At 47.5% G+C, this 15,316-nt stretch carries 13 protein-coding genes; 10 read left to right on the top strand and 3 right to left on the bottom strand.

What is annotated here, in order from left to right; genetic code table 11:
- Positions 1 to 247: 247 nt before the first annotated feature.
- Together aceB and aceA are read left to right on the top strand one after the other, a co-directional pair.
- On the top strand, positions 248 to 1,855 hold the full coding sequence (gene aceB / locus LRP50_RS06365; protein WP_274163628.1) for a malate synthase A: 1,608 nt from the start codon (positions 248 to 250) through the stop codon (positions 1,853 to 1,855).
- A gap of 86 nt (positions 1,856 to 1,941) precedes the next feature.
- The gene (gene aceA, locus LRP50_RS06360; protein WP_274163627.1) at positions 1,942 to 3,246 is read left to right on the top strand and encodes an isocitrate lyase; all 1,305 of its coding nucleotides are present in this window, start codon (positions 1,942 to 1,944) and stop codon (positions 3,244 to 3,246) included.
- Between the two features lie 125 nt (positions 3,247 to 3,371).
- Here the strand turns inward: aceA and LRP50_RS06355 are convergent, their stop codons facing one another.
- Both LRP50_RS06355 and LRP50_RS06350 read right to left on the bottom strand, forming a co-directional pair.
- Positions 3,372 to 3,986, bottom strand: coding sequence for an acyl carrier protein phosphodiesterase (locus LRP50_RS06355; protein ID WP_274163626.1), 615 nt, complete (start codon positions 3,984 to 3,986; stop codon positions 3,372 to 3,374).
- 99 nt (positions 3,987 to 4,085) lie between these two features.
- Entirely contained in the window at positions 4,086 to 4,544 is a 459-nt protein-coding gene (locus LRP50_RS06350; RefSeq protein WP_274163625.1) for a CBS domain-containing protein, read from the bottom strand.
- Positions 4,545 to 4,732: 188 nt separating this feature from the next.
- On the opposite strand from LRP50_RS06350, the gene LRP50_RS06345 reads away from it, so the two are divergent.
- From LRP50_RS06345 to secF, 8 genes are all read left to right on the top strand, one after another.
- On the top strand, positions 4,733 to 5,764 hold the full coding sequence (locus LRP50_RS06345) for a S1 family serine peptidase (protein ID WP_274163624.1): 1,032 nt from the start codon (positions 4,733 to 4,735) through the stop codon (positions 5,762 to 5,764).
- 144 nt (positions 5,765 to 5,908) lie between these two features.
- On the top strand, positions 5,909 to 6,982 hold the full coding sequence (locus LRP50_RS06340; protein WP_274163623.1) for a serine protease: 1,074 nt from the start codon (positions 5,909 to 5,911) through the stop codon (positions 6,980 to 6,982).
- 316 nt (positions 6,983 to 7,298) lie between these two features.
- A complete protein-coding gene (locus LRP50_RS06335; RefSeq protein ID WP_274163622.1) occupies positions 7,299 to 8,342 on the top strand; it encodes a serine protease in 1,044 nt (347 codons plus the stop codon).
- Between the two features lie 108 nt (positions 8,343 to 8,450).
- Positions 8,451 to 9,506, top strand: a complete 1,056-nt coding sequence (gene queA, locus LRP50_RS06330) for a tRNA preQ1(34) S-adenosylmethionine ribosyltransferase-isomerase QueA (protein WP_274163621.1) — start codon at positions 8,451 to 8,453, stop codon at positions 9,504 to 9,506.
- A gap of 327 nt (positions 9,507 to 9,833) precedes the next feature.
- Complete coding sequence (tgt, locus tag LRP50_RS06325; RefSeq protein ID WP_028023733.1) at positions 9,834 to 10,961, top strand: tRNA guanosine(34) transglycosylase Tgt; 1,128 nt, start codon at positions 9,834 to 9,836, stop codon at positions 10,959 to 10,961.
- Between the two features lie 81 nt (positions 10,962 to 11,042).
- The gene (yajC, locus tag LRP50_RS06320; protein ID WP_028023732.1) at positions 11,043 to 11,372 is read left to right on the top strand and encodes a preprotein translocase subunit YajC; all 330 of its coding nucleotides are present in this window, start codon (positions 11,043 to 11,045) and stop codon (positions 11,370 to 11,372) included.
- 26 nt (positions 11,373 to 11,398) lie between these two features.
- Complete coding sequence (gene secD / locus LRP50_RS06315) at positions 11,399 to 13,252, top strand: protein translocase subunit SecD (protein ID WP_274163620.1); 1,854 nt, start codon at positions 11,399 to 11,401, stop codon at positions 13,250 to 13,252.
- Between the two features lie 12 nt (positions 13,253 to 13,264).
- Positions 13,265 to 14,215 (top strand): protein translocase subunit SecF, encoded by a 951-nt coding sequence (gene secF, locus LRP50_RS06310; protein ID WP_274163619.1) that lies wholly within the window; start codon positions 13,265 to 13,267, stop codon positions 14,213 to 14,215.
- A 278-nt stretch (positions 14,216 to 14,493) separates the two neighbouring features.
- Here secF and suhB read toward each other — a convergent pair whose 3' ends face one another.
- Positions 14,494 to 15,297 (bottom strand): inositol-1-monophosphatase, encoded by an 804-nt coding sequence (suhB, locus tag LRP50_RS06305; RefSeq protein WP_028023729.1) that lies wholly within the window; start codon positions 15,295 to 15,297, stop codon positions 14,494 to 14,496.
- Positions 15,298 to 15,316: the final 19 nt, after the last annotated feature.

The raw sequence follows: 15,316 nt of genomic DNA, 5'->3' as shown, positions 1-15,316 counted from the left end.
CGGAAGAAGAATCTGAGAATTGTTTTAATTCAGTGTTTTGAGTTAAAACTCTAATTGTTATTAACTCATTGTTATTTATGAATTAAAATCATTTTATACTTAAGTCTAATGCAACTGGTGGTGTTGACGTGTCGCGTGAAATACGTCAGCTTAAAGACGTGTTTCGGCGACATGACAGCAATTGAAGCAGTAAGGCGTTAATTGACGTTGTTGTGATTTAGTTACAAATGGAATTGGAGGGCGATTTATGGATTCACACGCACAACAGGCTTCTCAGGAACTTTCATTCGTTCCGCCGATCACGGACAAAGAATCAGATGTCCTAACAGATGACGCGCTGTCATTTATCCATATGTTGGCCATACGCTTTGCAGACCGCGTGCCTGCATTACTGTCAGCACGAGTGGCGCGTCAAGAAAAATTTGATACAGGGGAGTTACCCGACTTCCTGAGTGATACCGCCAATATCCGTGAAGATTCATGGAAGATCCGCGGCATTCCAAGTGATTTACAAGATCGCCGTTTAGAGATCACCGGGCCACCTGAACGCAAAATGGTGATTAACGCACTCAACGCCAATGTGAAAGTCTTCATGGCAGACTTTGAAGATTCATTTTCACCGGCTTGGGGGCCTGTGCTAGATGGACAGCGTAATTTAACGGATGCCATTAATCGCACTATCTCTTATGAAAACCCCGCTAACGGCAAGCAATATGCGCTAAACGACGATCCCGCGGTGCTTATTTGTCGCGTTCGTGGGTTACATCTGAAAGAAAAGCACGTTTTGCTGAACGGAAAACCCATCCCTGGTGCGCTGTTTGACTTTGGTTTGTATTTCTACCGAAATCATAAAGCCCTGCTCGAGAGCGGTTCTGGCCCTTATTTCTACCTGCCTAAGCTGCAAGCACACCAAGAAGCTGCGTGGTGGAACGATGTGTTTTGTTTCACGGAAGATCATTTCAATCAGCCGCGAGGCACCATTAAAGCGACAGTGCTGATAGAAACCTTGCCTGCCGTGTTCGAGATGGATGAAATCTTGTTCAACTTAAAAGACCACATTGTGGCGTTGAACTGTGGGCGCTGGGATTACATCTTTAGTTATATCAAAACCTTCAAAAACCACCCTGACCGCGTGTTGCCTGATCGTCAGGCAGTGACCATGGAAAAACCGTTCTTGAACGCGTATTCACGACTGTTAGTGAGAACGTGTCACCGTCGCGGTGCAATGGCGATGGGAGGAATGGCTGCATTTATTCCGTCGAAAGACCCTGAGAAAAATGCATGGGTGCTAGACAAAATTCAAACCGACAAGTCACTAGAAGCCAACAATGGTCATGACGGTACCTGGGTGGCACATCCAGGGTTGGCTGACACCGCAAAAGCCGTGTTTGATGCTGCGCTCGGTGATCGCAAAAACCAACTGGATGTGACGCGTGAGCAAGATGCGCTAATTACAGCCGCAGAGCTGGTTGCCCCTTGTGAAGGTGAGCGAACTGAAGACGGTATGCGCCATAACATTCGTGTGGCGGTGCAATATATCGAGGCATGGATTTCAGGCAATGGCTGTGTGCCGATATACGGCTTGATGGAAGATGCCGCAACAGCGGAGATTTCACGCGCCTCAATCTGGCAGTGGATAAAGCATCAAAAGACACTGAGTAACGGCAAGATTGTGACAGCGGATTTCTTTAGAAACTGTCTGGCGGAAGAAATGTCAGTGCTTAGAAATGAGTTAGGTGAAGAGGTATTCAATCAAGGGAAATATCAACAGGCGGCCAGCATGATGGAACAACTGACCACCAGTGATGATTTGGCTGATTTCTTAACCTTATCCGGATATGAATTACTGGACTAAGAAGCCGTAGGCTTTTAACCGAGATTTAGTTTAAACCCAAGACGAGTTAACCCAAGTTTAGGAACACATTGAGAGAGGGAATCACAATGACGAAGACAAGACAGCAGCAAATCGACGCACTGAACGCAGACTGGGCAGAAAACCCACGCTGGAAAAATGTAAAACGAACGTATACAGCAGAGGAAGTTGTTGCGCTGCGTGGTTCCTTCGTCCCTGAGCAGACAATTGCTCAACGTGGTGCGGACAAGTTGTGGGAGCTGGTAAACGGTTCTGCGAAAAAAGGGTATGTGAACTGTTTGGGCGCACTGACTGGCGGTCAAGCGGTACAACAAGCGAAAGCCGGTATTGAAGCGATTTATCTGTCAGGTTGGCAGGTGGCTGCAGATAACAACACGGCATCAAGCATGTACCCTGACCAATCTCTCTACCCTGTAGATTCGGTTCCCGCTGTGGTTAAACGTATCAATAACTCTTTCCGTCGTGCTGACCAAATCCAATGGTCGAAAGGTGGTACGCCAGAAGAAGGGACAGATTACTTCCTACCTATCGTTGCGGATGCTGAAGCAGGCTTTGGTGGCGTTTTGAATGCCTACGAGCTGATGCGTTCGATGATTGAAGCGGGTGCGGCAGGTGTTCACTTTGAAGACCAGTTAGCATCAGTGAAAAAATGTGGTCACATGGGTGGTAAGGTGCTGGTTCCTACCCAAGAAGCCGTTCAAAAACTGGTAGCAGCGCGTCTTGCTGCTGATGTTGCAGGCACTACCACCCTTGTGATCGCTCGTACCGATGCGAATGCGGCTGACCTGCTTACCTCTGATTGCGATGAGTACGATAAAGACTTCATCGTGGGTGAGCGTACAGCTGAAGGTTTCTACAAAGTACGTGCAGGTATTGAACAAGCGATTTCTCGCGGCCTAGCCTATGCACCGTATGCTGACTTGATTTGGTGTGAAACAGCAAAACCTGATTTGGAAGAAGCACGTCAATTCGCGGAAGCGATTCATGCTAAATACCCTGACCAACTGCTGGCATACAACTGCTCGCCTTCGTTCAACTGGGAGAAAAACCTAGATTCAGAGACGATTGCGCGCTTCCAGCAAGAGCTGTCAGACATGGGTTACAAGTACCAGTTCATCACTCTCGCGGGTATTCATAACATGTGGTACAACATGTTCGAATTGGCTCACGCTTACGCACAGGGTGAAGGCATGCGCCACTATGTTGAGAAAGTACAACGTCCTGAGTTTGCTGCTGCTGAGCGTGGTTACACCTTCGTTGCGCACCAGCAAGAAGTGGGCACGGGTTACTTTGATACCATGACGAACACCATTCAAGGTGGTAACTCGTCAGTGACTGCACTGACAGGTTCGACTGAAGAAGATCAGTTTTAATTGACGTGTAGACAGCCAATACACGTGACTAAAACGAGTATAAAGGGGCCATATTAATCGAGCCCTAGAATCCACGCTTTGAGCGACCTTCGGGTCGCTTTTTTTATGCTTTTCCCGGCCACTTTTTAATTTGGTATGCGCCTAGGCGTTGAGCGCGAAAACGTTGAAGCGGCTTTTAGAACGTGTTGGTAGATGGTGGGAAAGGCGTCGAGCAGTTGGTCTTGATGTGCGATAAGCACTGAGGCGGTATCAGCAAGTGGTGCCATGCGAGGGCTACGTGTCGACATGCGCTCTAGAACAAATGGCAGGGTGTTGATATCCGCATAGGATTGGATCCATTGCTCACGCCACATTTTCTCAGACATGAATAGGAAGCGTTCGGGCAGCGCGTTGGGTTCTTTCTTTGCGGATAACTGACAAGAGGCTTGGGCATCATGTACAAAGCGATGCAGTGGAACGTCATGAAAGGCTGACCAGTGTTTGACCAGAGCGTGATCCCAAAAAATATCAAGCGCGATGGCACTATAACGATAGAGCGCTTTTGGAAATAGCGCTCGACAGGTCTTAATTTGCGGCAAGGCATCAATGTAACCATCAACGAATCGATGCAGATAAATTCCATCGACGGTGTCAGGCAAATAAATGCCATCAGGCTTCCCTTTCACAAAATCTGCCAGCAAATTTCCCATCAACTGACTGTCGCAACGCGATGCAACATGAAGGTGTGCAAGATAATTCAATCGGCCTCGCTTGGTCAGTGCCCGTCCATATGGCACCGTGATTCATCAGCGAACGAGTATGACGAAGAATCCTCGTATTGTCGCGACTCAATCGTGCGGCTAGGCCATTTCTTCCTCGGCTTCCTCTATCTCCATGGGCTCAGCGTCTTCTTGTATTTCGAGCAGGTTAATGGCAATAGCAACAAAATCAGAGTCGGTGATAATACCGACCAAATGATCATGTTGAATAACAGGTAAGCAACCAATTTTATGTTGCTGCATAAACAATGCGGCTGATTTTAATGATGCTGACGGAGAGACAGTAAACAAGGATGGCTTTGTAAAACGGACTAACGTCGCCAGCATTGGGTCGTCGCTACCGACGAGGTTTTCAAGGCTAGAGCTTTGGGCTGCGAGAATGTCTCTTTGAGTGATTATGCCTTCTAATTCATAGCTTGAAGATACAATAGGAATATGGCGAATTCGTTTGGAATCCATCAGGCATTTTGCGTCATATATCGTATGCTTAGAAGACAAGGTAATGGGTTCTGGGGTCATCATTTCTTTGACGGTTAGCATATAACCTCCTAAAGGCTTACAAACATAAAGGGTATATGTCGAATGTAGCCAAATTGAGGCACATGAAAGGTGACCGGAATCAAAGATTTGCGTGACCATGTTTTTGGAGGCTCACTGTCTCACTATCAACAGCAGCAACACGGATGTCTGTGCGTGATGAACGTTTAATACTGATAAGGACTTTTGGAATGCGAAAATACGTTGCGTTATTGCTACTCACGCTGTTGTCGAGTTTTGCTCAGGGAGCAGAGCGCGAGCCTCATGTGGTAGGGGGAAGTGATGCGGTGATTTCAGACGCCCCTTGGCAGGCATTTGTGCGGATCGGGAGTTTCATGTGTGGTGGCGTCGTGATCGCCAATGAGTGGGTGCTAACTGCAGCCCACTGCCTAGACACTGGAGGCGATGACGACGATTTTTCATTGGCGTCAGCAAATTCGGTCTCGGTCTATACGGGTACGGCAACCATTAATGGGGCGGGTTTCGCCTCTTTCCAATCTAGCGTTGATACTATTCACGCCCATAACGGCTACGACAAAACCACGTTGGCTAATGACATCGCATTAATCAAACTGTCTTCGTCTATTCATAGCAATGCATCAAGTGTTGTGTTGGCGGATACCGCTGTTCAAACGGCGGTGGAAGCCACTGCCGATTTGTCGCAGCAAGACTTACTGTTGACCGGGTGGGGGTTTATAGATGTGAATCGCAATACGTCGACCAATGATCTCCAAAAAGCCACGCTTTCTACGGTCTCTGACAGCGCTTGTGCGTCTAGTTGGGGGGTAACATTAACGGATGTAGCCGATTATGAAAGTAAGTATTTTTGCGCCCAAGAATCAGGCCGAGGTGCATGTAACGGCGACTCAGGTGGCCCGTTGGTTTGGTTTGATCCTTCTCGCGCGGCAGACTCAGATGCCGGTGCTACGCTGGTGGGCTTAGTCAGTTTTGGCGTTAATTTTCAATGTGCGTCTCCCTCCTTTCCTGATGTTTACACACAAGTGTCGAATTACCGTAGTTGGATTAGCAGCTGCCAAACGGGTAGCTGTGCGAGTAATAGCTCTCAAGTTGTCACCGCCTCGTCATCGGGTGGCGGTGGTGGCGGTACGCTGGGTTTAGGTATTCTGATATGGCTGTCGATAATGGCTGCGAGTCGTCACATTCTCGCCCGAAATATTTTCAAGGTGCCCGTAACGCTACGAACGAAACAATACGTCGAATGACTCGAAGTATAGGTTGACTCATTTCTGGTTTATCTGTGTAAAGTCGAGAAAATGCCGCATGTTCTTGTTTGCCCGCTTTTTCTTCAAACAATGTTGAGATACGGTCTCCGCTGACTATAAAAATAAGTTGGCGAGGGACAAGGAATGAGAAGTTGGCAAAGGAATGCAACGCTGGCACTTTCGATATTTGCATCGGTTGGTACCGTGTCCGCAGAGGGCGTTAAAGAACCGCGTATTGTTTCGGGTAGTTTTGCTTCAATCGAATCGACACCATGGCAAGTATTTCTCGACATAGGTAATAGCCAGACGGGGTATTTTGCTTGTGGCGGTATCATCATTTCTGATCAATATGTGCTAACGGCAGCGCACTGTATTGAAGGTTTCTCCGCTGCCGATGTGAGAGTGTTTGCGGGCTTTGAACAGCTGTCTTATGCAGGAAGTGGCATTTCTGTATCCAAAGTTATTGCCTATCCCGACTACGACAACGAGCGATTTACCGGAGATATTGCACTGGTGAAGTTGAGCGGGAAGCTTCCTACCAATACTCAGCCTATAAAATTACTGTTACCGGCAAGGCAATCTGAGCTGGATCAAGAGTTTGAGAATGCGGCCTTAGACAATTTATATGTGTCTGGCTGGGGAGCCACATTTACGGGTGGCAAAATCAACGCAGCGCTATTAAAAACGACAATGAATGGCGTGAGCGATAACCAATGCTATTGGACGAATGACAATAATGGGGTTGGCCCGGTCAATTCTGAACTTTCTAATGCTTATATTTGTGCAGATAAATCCTATACCGCAGGGGTATGCTCTGGTGATTCAGGCGGACCTTTAGTTTGGCAAGATAAAAACCATGCGGGTGATGCAGATTTGGGTTATCGCGCTGTGGGTATAGTGAGCTTTTCAAGCAGCAAATTTGGTTGTGGAAGTGTCAACTCTGAAGATGCTTTTACGCAGATCAGCTCTTACCATGACTGGATTAATCTGAATATGGACGGCGGATATAGCGAGCCATCGCCGACGTTTTCGGTAGATATTTTTGATCCGGCATACAACTATAATCCTGATGCCGATAACCCCGTAAAGCCGGTGTATCCTTCTGACGCTGATTCAATATTGCCAACACCGAGTAGCGGCGGTGGAGGTTCTATTGGCTGGTTATCATTCGTCTTTGTGGGCATGGTTGCCGCGCGTAGACGTGTCTCCTATTCATAACGCCTGACAAACTTGCTCGCCAAACGTGTTGGCGAGCAACCCTGCTTCGTAAACGGACCTGCGCTCAGCAAACCATTCAACACATCGTCTCATCATTTCATTTTGCCTATCTACCCACTAATTGCACCAGCTTGGTGCGTTTTGCGCTTCTTTGTCTTGATTATTAACACATACGACTCAAAATAGAGTCACTTGGTTGGTTTTTGACCAATTAGTAAGTGATCACTGCTGTCTTGATTGTTACGTTTTCTCAATAGTTAGTTGCTTGTCTACTTATTGGGTGAAAATGATGAAGCGAATATTTTTGAGTGTATTCATGTCTCTAGTTGGGATGGTGACGGGCAATCAATTAGCTTTTGCAAGTGACAAAATGCCAACCATCGTAAAAGGGTCAACGATTTCAATTGAAGATGTGCCTTGGCAGGTGCTTGTTACAACGAGTAAAGGGACACTTTGTGGAGGCACCTTGGTGTCTGTTTCGTCAGAGGATGAGACAAGCTATGTTCTGACTGCAGCGCATTGCGTGGAGGATGGCTTAAAGGCTTCGGATGTCTATGTGACATTGGGAGTTGACGATTCAGTCAACCGAAGTGGAGCGATAGTTGCCTCTGGTTTATGGATCCATCCTGACTACAATGCATCAAACTTCACCGGGGATATTGCATTGCTGCGCCTCAATGACACATTGCCTGAGCATGCAAAACCCATTGCCTTAGCGGATGCTGGTATGAATGCGAGTGCTGAACTTGAATTTTCTGCGGGTGTTCAACATAACTTATTGGTTTCCGGTTGGGGACGAGTTTCAACCAATGGCTATCAAAGCCGATATTTGCAATTCACCTATTTAGATGGTGTCGAAGACAGGCAGTGTCGATGGGTAATGACTGGCGGTGTTTATCACTCCGCTAAGGCCCATGCCTACGTGTGTGCCAATCAGAGTGAAGGTGCGGGCATATGCAATGGAGACTCAGGCGGGCCACTCGTTTGGCAAGATCAAAGTTACGCCGGAGATAGCGACAGAGGCTATCGCCTTCTTGGCGTTGTGAGTTTTCGACATAAATACAATGGCTGCGGCGACCCAAATACGGAAGATGGATTTACGCAAGTCAGTCATTATTTTGGTTGGATAAATGCATTAATAAAAGGGGGGTATCAGCGCCCTCATGAAACCTTTGAAAGCGATATTTTTTCCCGTGCTAACAGAACCACGCCTGCACCGCCGAATGACTCAAACCCAGATGCACCGATTGTCCCTCCCTCTTCTAATATATCTTCGACTAGCGGAGGTGGAAGCATCGCGTGGTTTTCTCTCATTGTCGTGAGTGCTATTGCTGCGCGTCGACGTTTCTCTTTTTCATAATTTCTGACAAATTTGCTCGACATAATTTTGGTGAGCGAGCCCCATCTTGCTTGATATTGCAGCGTGTGTCCCTATACTAGCGGGCTGCTGCAGAATGGGGCTTTTTCAATGCAAGTATCCGATTTTCATTTTGACTTACCAGATTCGCTGATCGCACGTTATCCGCAACCGGATCGTACGGCGAGCCGTTTGTTGCAACTCAATGGCAACACGGGCGAGTTGAGCCACAAACAATTCACCGATGTATTAGACCTCGTTGAGCCGGGTGACCTGATGGTGTTTAACAACACCCGCGTTATCCCTGCGCGTGTGTATGGTCGAAAAGCATCGGGTGGCAAGATTGAAATACTGGTGGAACGTGTGCTGGATGATAAGTCCATTTTGGCTCACGTACGTTCATCGAAGTCCCCAAAACCTGGCAACCTATTACTGCTAGGCGAAAATGATGAGTTTGAAGCGGAAATGGTTGCACGCCATGATGCCCTGTTTGAGATTCGGTTCAGCGGCGAGCAAGCCGTGTTGGATATTCTTGAGCAAGTCGGGCATATGCCATTGCCGCCATATATCGACCGTCCAGATGAAGATTCTGATAAAGAGCGTTATCAGACGGTATACAACGCCAAGCCGGGTGCCGTCGCGGCGCCAACTGCGGGTCTGCATTTTGATGAAGACATGCTGGCAGCGTTAAAAGCAAAAGGCGTTGAAACGGCGTTTGTGACTCTGCACGTTGGCGCTGGCACCTTTCAACCTGTGCGTGTGGATGATATTAACGATCACATCATGCATGCAGAATATGCCGAAGTACCGCAAGACGTGGTTGATGCTGTGTTGGCGGCTAAAGCGCGCGGGAATCGCGTGATTGCAGTGGGCACAACTTCTGTACGTTCGCTGGAAAGCGCGGCGCAAAGTGCGAAACAAGAAGGCTCAGAACTGAAGCCGTTCTTTAATGATACGAAAATCTTCATTTACCCGGGTTATGAGTGGCAGCTTGTTGATGCATTGGTGACGAATTTCCACTTGCCAGAATCAACCTTGATCATGCTGGTATCGTCTTTTGCGGGTTACGATCATGTCATGAATGCATACCATGAAGCCGTTAATAACGATTATCGCTTCTTTAGTTACGGTGATGCGATGTTTGTGACACGTCAGACTGAGGTATAATCTCAGGCTGACGCTGAAGAGCAATGACAATGGTCTTTTGAGTGCCACGTCATTGAACAGAATTTTTTGACTGGCTGTCAGCTCTTTAAGTTGGCAGCCAGTTTTGTCTCTGTGTCATTATACCAATCAGATTAAATATTCAGTCATTCTTGCTGGTTAAAATCGACAATAGCTGCGCCAGATACTTTGCAAGTAGAGTAACTACTTACTGCAATCTCTTCTTGGCTCTTGACGATTGTTCCTTCGCAAATTTATGACCACCTACTTAATCCGATTGGTATTAGACACATATTCGCCAGACTGTTTATCTGGCATTTCGGAGGTATCGTGAAATACGAACTGATTAAAAAAGAAGGCCGCGCACGTCGTGGTCGTCTGGTTTTCGAACGTGGTACGGTAGAAACCCCTGCATTCATGCCAGTGGGTACTTACGGCACAGTAAAAGGTATGACGCCAGAAGAAGTGGCTGATACTGGTGCTCAAATTCTGCTGGGTAACACCTTCCATTTGTGGCTACGTCCGGGCCAAGAAGTGATGCGCGCCCATGGCGACTTGCACGATTTCATGAACTGGCAAGGTCCTATCTTGACAGACTCAGGCGGCTTCCAAGTATTTAGCTTGGGTAAAACCCGTAAAATTACGGAAGAAGGTGTTCACTTTCGTAACCCAGTAAACGGCGATCGCGTGTTCATGGATGCCGAGAAGTCGATGGAAATCCAGTACGATCTGGGTTCAGATATCGTGATGATTTTCGACGAGTGTACGCCATACCCAGCAACACACGACGAAGCGAAAAAATCGATGGAAATGAGCTTACGTTGGGCACAACGTAGCCGTAATCATTTTGACAAAATGGGCAACAAGAACGCGTTATTCGGCATTATTCAAGGTTCTGTTTATGAAGACTTGCGTGATGTATCGGTTGAAGGCCTAACGAATATCGGCTTTGATGGTTACGCCGTGGGTGGTTTGGCTGTTGGTGAGCCAAAAGAAGACATGCATCGCGTGTTGGAACATACCTGTCCAAAACTACCGGAAGACAAGCCACGTTACTTGATGGGCGTGGGCAAACCGGAAGACTTGGTAGAAGGCGTGCGCCGCGGTATTGATATGTTTGACTGCGTGATGCCAACCCGAAATGCACGTAATGGCCACTTGTTTGTGACTGGTGGTGTGATCAAGATCCGTAATGCGAAGCATAAAAGTGACACAACTGCACTGGATCCAGAGTGTGACTGTTACACTTGCCGCAACTACAGCAAGGCGTATTTGTATCACCTTGATCGTTGTAATGAAATTCTTGGCGCTCGTCTTAACACCATCCACAACCTACGCTACTACCAGCGTCTGATGGAGAGTTTGCGTAACGCTATCGACGAAGGTAGATTAGAAACCTTCGTGAAAGAATTCTACGAACGCCGTGGCCGTGAAGTGCCACCGCTGAAAGAAGACTAAGAAGTTCTGCCTCTTCGATGACTTGTTGCCGGAGAGGCAAAATCGCTAAAAATGTTCAATTTAATACGAGGACGTGACTGAATGTTTATTTCACAAGCTCATGCAGCAGCAGAAGGCGCACCACAGGGTGGCGGTATGCAGCTATTTATTATGCTTGGCCTGTTTGCCGTTATTTTCTACTTCATGATTTACCGTCCGCAGGCAAAACGTGTTAAAGAGCACAAGAACCTGATGGCATCTATGGGTAAAGGGGATGAAGTGCTTACTGGTGGTGGCCTTGTTGGCAAAATCACTAAGATTTCTGAAGACAATGACTTCATCGTTATCGCACTTAGCGACAACAACGAAGTGACCATCAAAAAGGATTTTGTGACTGCAGTTATGCCAAAAGGCACCATTCAGTCGCTGTAATCTGTTAACCATAAAGGATCATAGCAGTGCTAAACCGTTATCCTTTGTGGAAGTACATTATGGTGGTGTTGGTGTTACTCATCGGCGCTGTCTATGCACTTCCCAATATCTACGGTGAAGATCCAGCGGTTCAAATCTCCGGGGCGCGTGGCGCCTCGGTTGATCTTTCGACTCTGGACTCCGTCAAAAATACCCTCGAAAAAGACGACATTTCTTACCAATCTCTTGCTCTAGAAAACGGTACCGTTCTGGTTCGTTTCAAAAACACTGATCAGCAGATTGAAGCCCGTGACGTATTAAACGGCGCTTATAAGGATGAAGGACTTGTTGTTGCGCTTAACCTTGCCCCTGCAACGCCAACTTGGCTAGAAGTTATCGGTGCGAACCCGATGAAACTTGGCCTAGACTTGCGCGGTGGTGTGCACTTCTTGATGGAAGTGGACATGGACGCAGCAATGGAAAAGCTACTTAGCCAGCAAGAAGATACTTTCCGCACTGAATTACGTGAAGCGAAGATTCGCTATCGCGGGCTCCGTGTTGGTAGTGATGACAACATCGATGTTAGCTTCCGCAACGAAGCCGATATGGATCAAGCTGAATCTGAGCTAGCGAAACTGCACCCAGATATGGTGTTTACCACCGATAGTGCTCGTTTTGCTGTTTCTGCTAAGTTCACTGAGCAGCGTCTTCAAGAGATCCGCAACTACGCCGTTGAGCAAAACATCACTATTTTGCGTAACCGTGTTAACGAGCTAGGTGTTGCCGAGCCGATTGTTCAACGCCAAGGCGCTAGCCGCATTGTGGTTGAGCTTCCAGGTGTACAAGACACTGCGCGTGCCAAGGAAATTTTGGGTGCGACTGCAACGCTAGAATTCCGTGAAGTGGATGACAGCGCAGATTTGGCAGCAGCGGCAGCAGGCCGTGTTCCTCCAGGCAGCGAAATTAAGCAAACACGTGATGGTCGCCCTGTGGTGGTTAAGAAGCGTGTGATTCTCGGTGGTTCGCACATCACTGATGCTAGCTCAAGCTTTGATGAATACAGCCGTCCGCAGGTAAACATTTCGCTTGATAGCGAAGGCGGCAGCAAAATGTCTGCGTTCAGTAAAAATAACGTTGGCAAGCTAATGGCAACGGTATTTGCTGAGTACAAAGACAGCGGTAAACGTGATGCAAATGGTAAGATTATCCTCACCAAGCATGAAGAAGTGATCAACCAAGCGACCATTCAAACGGCGTTGGGGCGTAACTTCCGTATCACGGGCATCGACTCTCAGCCTGAAGCGCATAACCTTGCTTTGCTATTGCGTGCAGGTGCGTTGATTGCACCTATCTCTATCGTTGAAGAGCGTACTATTGGTCCATCAATGGGTCAGCAAAACATCGATATGGGTGTGAAAGCCTGTCTGTATGGTTTGATTGCAGTCATGCTGTTTACTGCCGTTTACTACCGTCGTTTTGGCTTATTTGCAAACATTGCACTGTTGGCTAACGTTGTGTTGATTATTGGTGTGATGTCGCTGATCCCTGGTGCGACCATGACGCTTCCAGGTATAGCAGGTATTGTATTGACCGTCGGTATGGCGATTGATGCCAACGTACTGATATTTGAGCGTATACGTGATGAAATCTTGGATGGGCGAAACCCACAACAAGCGATTCACCAAGGTTATGCTAACGCATTCAGTACCATTGCCGATGCGAACATTACCACGTTGATCACGGCGATTATTTTGTTTGCGGTAGGTACAGGCCCAGTGAAAGGTTTCGCTGTGACTCTGTCTATCGGTATTCTAACGTCAATGTTCACTGCCATTATCGGGACCCGTTGCTTGGTTAACCTGGTATACGGTGGTAAACGCGTTGATAAATTGTCGATTTAGGGAGGCATTAAAATGTTTCAACTGATAAAGCCAAACTTCTATTTCGACTTTATGCGCCTAACCAAGCCTGCGTACATTCTGTCAGCGCTGATGATTGCTGCGTCAATCTTTACCTTGTCGACCAAATGGTTGAACTGGGGTCTAGATTTCACGGGCGGTACGCTGATTGAAGTCGGTTTTGAACAACCTGCTGATTTGCCACTCATTCGTGCTTCTTTGGCTGAAAAAGGTTTTGGCGATGCCATCGTGCAAAACTTTGGTACGTCACGCGACGTGATGGTTCGTCTTCGCCCTCGTGATGACATGAAAGGCGAGATGCTGGGCAACCAGATCCTGAACGCAATCAAAACCGGTACAGGCCAAGCGGTGGAAATGCGCCGTATTGAGTTTGTTGGTCCAAACGTGGGTGAGGAACTGACCGAAGCGGGCGGTTTGGCGATCATTGCATCGTTAATCTGTATCTTGCTTTATGTTTCTGTTCGCTTTGAATGGCGCTTGGCAACAGGTGCTGTCGCCTCGTTGGCGCACGACGTCATCATTACATTGGGTATCTTCTCTTTCTTACAGATTGAGCTAGATTTGACCATTGTTGCTGCGTTGTTGACCGTTGTCGGTTACTCACTCAACGATACGATTGTTGTGTTTGACCGCGTACGTGAAAACTTCCGCAAGATGCGTAAGGGTGATGCAGCGGATATCATGAACGAATCCATTTCGCAGACCTTGAGCCGTACCATTATTACGTCGGGCACGACCTTGTTTGTGGTTGTTGCACTGTTCTTGCAAGGCGGGGCAATGATTCATGGATTTGCTGCCGCGTTGCTGATTGGTATCACTGTGGGTACTTACTCTTCTATTTACGTGGCATCGGCATTGGCATTGTCATTGGGTCTAACCCGTGAACACTTGCTACCGCCGCCGCCAGTAGAAAAAGAAGGCGAAGAATTCGACGCGATGCCTTAGAGCCAGTCGTAGCAAAAAATGGAGCCGAAAGGCTCCATTTTTTTATGGAAGAGGAAAAGAACGAAGCACGTTGAGTCATGAATGAAAATTCCCAGAGACCCTAATCTTGTGTCTTGAAGTCGCTGGAGCGCCGAGTATTTTGGCTTAACGATTCTAGGAGCTAGGAGCTAGGAGCTAGGACTCAGTATTCAGTATTCAGTATTTTGATTTTGCTCTTCCTACCCTACAAACAAAAACGGCGCCCCGAAGGACGCCGTTTTTTTGATTCTTAACGAATCTTATTTCTTCATTGCTTCATTCGCGTTGTCGCGAATTTTCGCCAAAATACCTTTCAGTACTTTCGGGCTAGCAGAAACAATGTTGCCTGTTTGCATGTAATCAGTCGCGCCAGAGAAGTCGGTGCAAAGTGCGCCAGCTTCACGAGCGATCAATTCGCCTGCAGCCATGTCCCAAGGTTTCAAGCCTAGCTCGAAGAAACCATCTACACGGCCAGCTGCAACGTAACAAAGATCTAGTGCTGCAGAGCCAGTACGACGGAAATCTGCACAATCAATAAACAGTGCGCTGATAACTTTGATAAAGCCTTCAGAGTGTTGTTTTGCTTTGTACGGGAAACCAGTCGCTAGCACGGTGCCAGTTAGGTCTTTCGGGCTGCTTACACGGATACGCTTGCTGTTAAGCTGTGCGCCAGAACCGCGTTGTGCAGAGAAAAGTTCGTTGCGAATTGGATCGTAAACACACGCAACTTCAGTGCGGCCTTTGATGCGCAAAGCGATAGACACAGAGAAGTGTGGAATGCCTTTTACGAAGTTGGTGGTGCCATCCAGTGGGTCGATGATCCATTGGTAATCAGCATCTTTACCTTTGATAGCGCCCGCTTCTTCAGAAACGATGCTGTGGTCAGGGTAAGATTTCTTGATTACATCGATAATAATGTGCTCAGCAGAAGTATCGATATTGGTAACGAAGTCGTTAGTGCCTTTTTGAGTGGCCTCTACGTTATCAGGGTTTTCAGCAGATTTAGCGATAAAGTCGCCAGCCTTTCGCGCAGCGCGAATGGCAATGTTTAGCATAGGATGCATACAATTTTCCCAACGGATG

The sequence above is a fragment of the Enterovibrio gelatinilyticus genome, from assembly GCF_028683095.1.
In the GTDB taxonomy this organism is placed as follows: Bacteria; Pseudomonadota; Gammaproteobacteria; order Enterobacterales; family Vibrionaceae; genus Enterovibrio; species Enterovibrio gelatinilyticus.
The sequence above is the reverse complement of the archived record's forward strand: the minus strand, read 5'-3'. Positions and strand labels throughout refer to the sequence as shown.

Excerpts from the sequence above, each read along its gene's own strand:
- aceA (WP_274163627.1), top strand. The coding sequence starts at position 1,942 with ATGACGAAGACAAGACAGCAGCAAATCGACGCACTGAACGCAGACTGG.
- yajC (WP_028023732.1), top strand. The coding sequence starts at position 11,043 with ATGTTTATTTCACAAGCTCATGCAGCAGCAGAAGGCGCACCACAGGGT.
- LRP50_RS06345 (WP_274163624.1), top strand. The coding sequence starts at position 4,733 with ATGCGAAAATACGTTGCGTTATTGCTACTCACGCTGTTGTCGAGTTTT.
- LRP50_RS06335 (WP_274163622.1), top strand. The coding sequence starts at position 7,299 with ATGTCTCTAGTTGGGATGGTGACGGGCAATCAATTAGCTTTTGCAAGT.
- aceB (WP_274163628.1), top strand. The coding sequence starts at position 248 with ATGGATTCACACGCACAACAGGCTTCTCAGGAACTTTCATTCGTTCCG.
- LRP50_RS06350 (WP_274163625.1), bottom strand. The coding sequence starts at position 4,544 with ATGCTAACCGTCAAAGAAATGATGACCCCAGAACCCATTACCTTGTCT.
- suhB (WP_028023729.1), bottom strand. The coding sequence starts at position 15,297 with ATGCATCCTATGCTAAACATTGCCATTCGCGCTGCGCGAAAGGCTGGC.
- queA (WP_274163621.1), top strand. The coding sequence starts at position 8,451 with ATGCAAGTATCCGATTTTCATTTTGACTTACCAGATTCGCTGATCGCA.
- secF (WP_274163619.1), top strand. The coding sequence starts at position 13,265 with ATGTTTCAACTGATAAAGCCAAACTTCTATTTCGACTTTATGCGCCTA.
- LRP50_RS06340 (WP_274163623.1), top strand. The coding sequence starts at position 5,909 with ATGAGAAGTTGGCAAAGGAATGCAACGCTGGCACTTTCGATATTTGCA.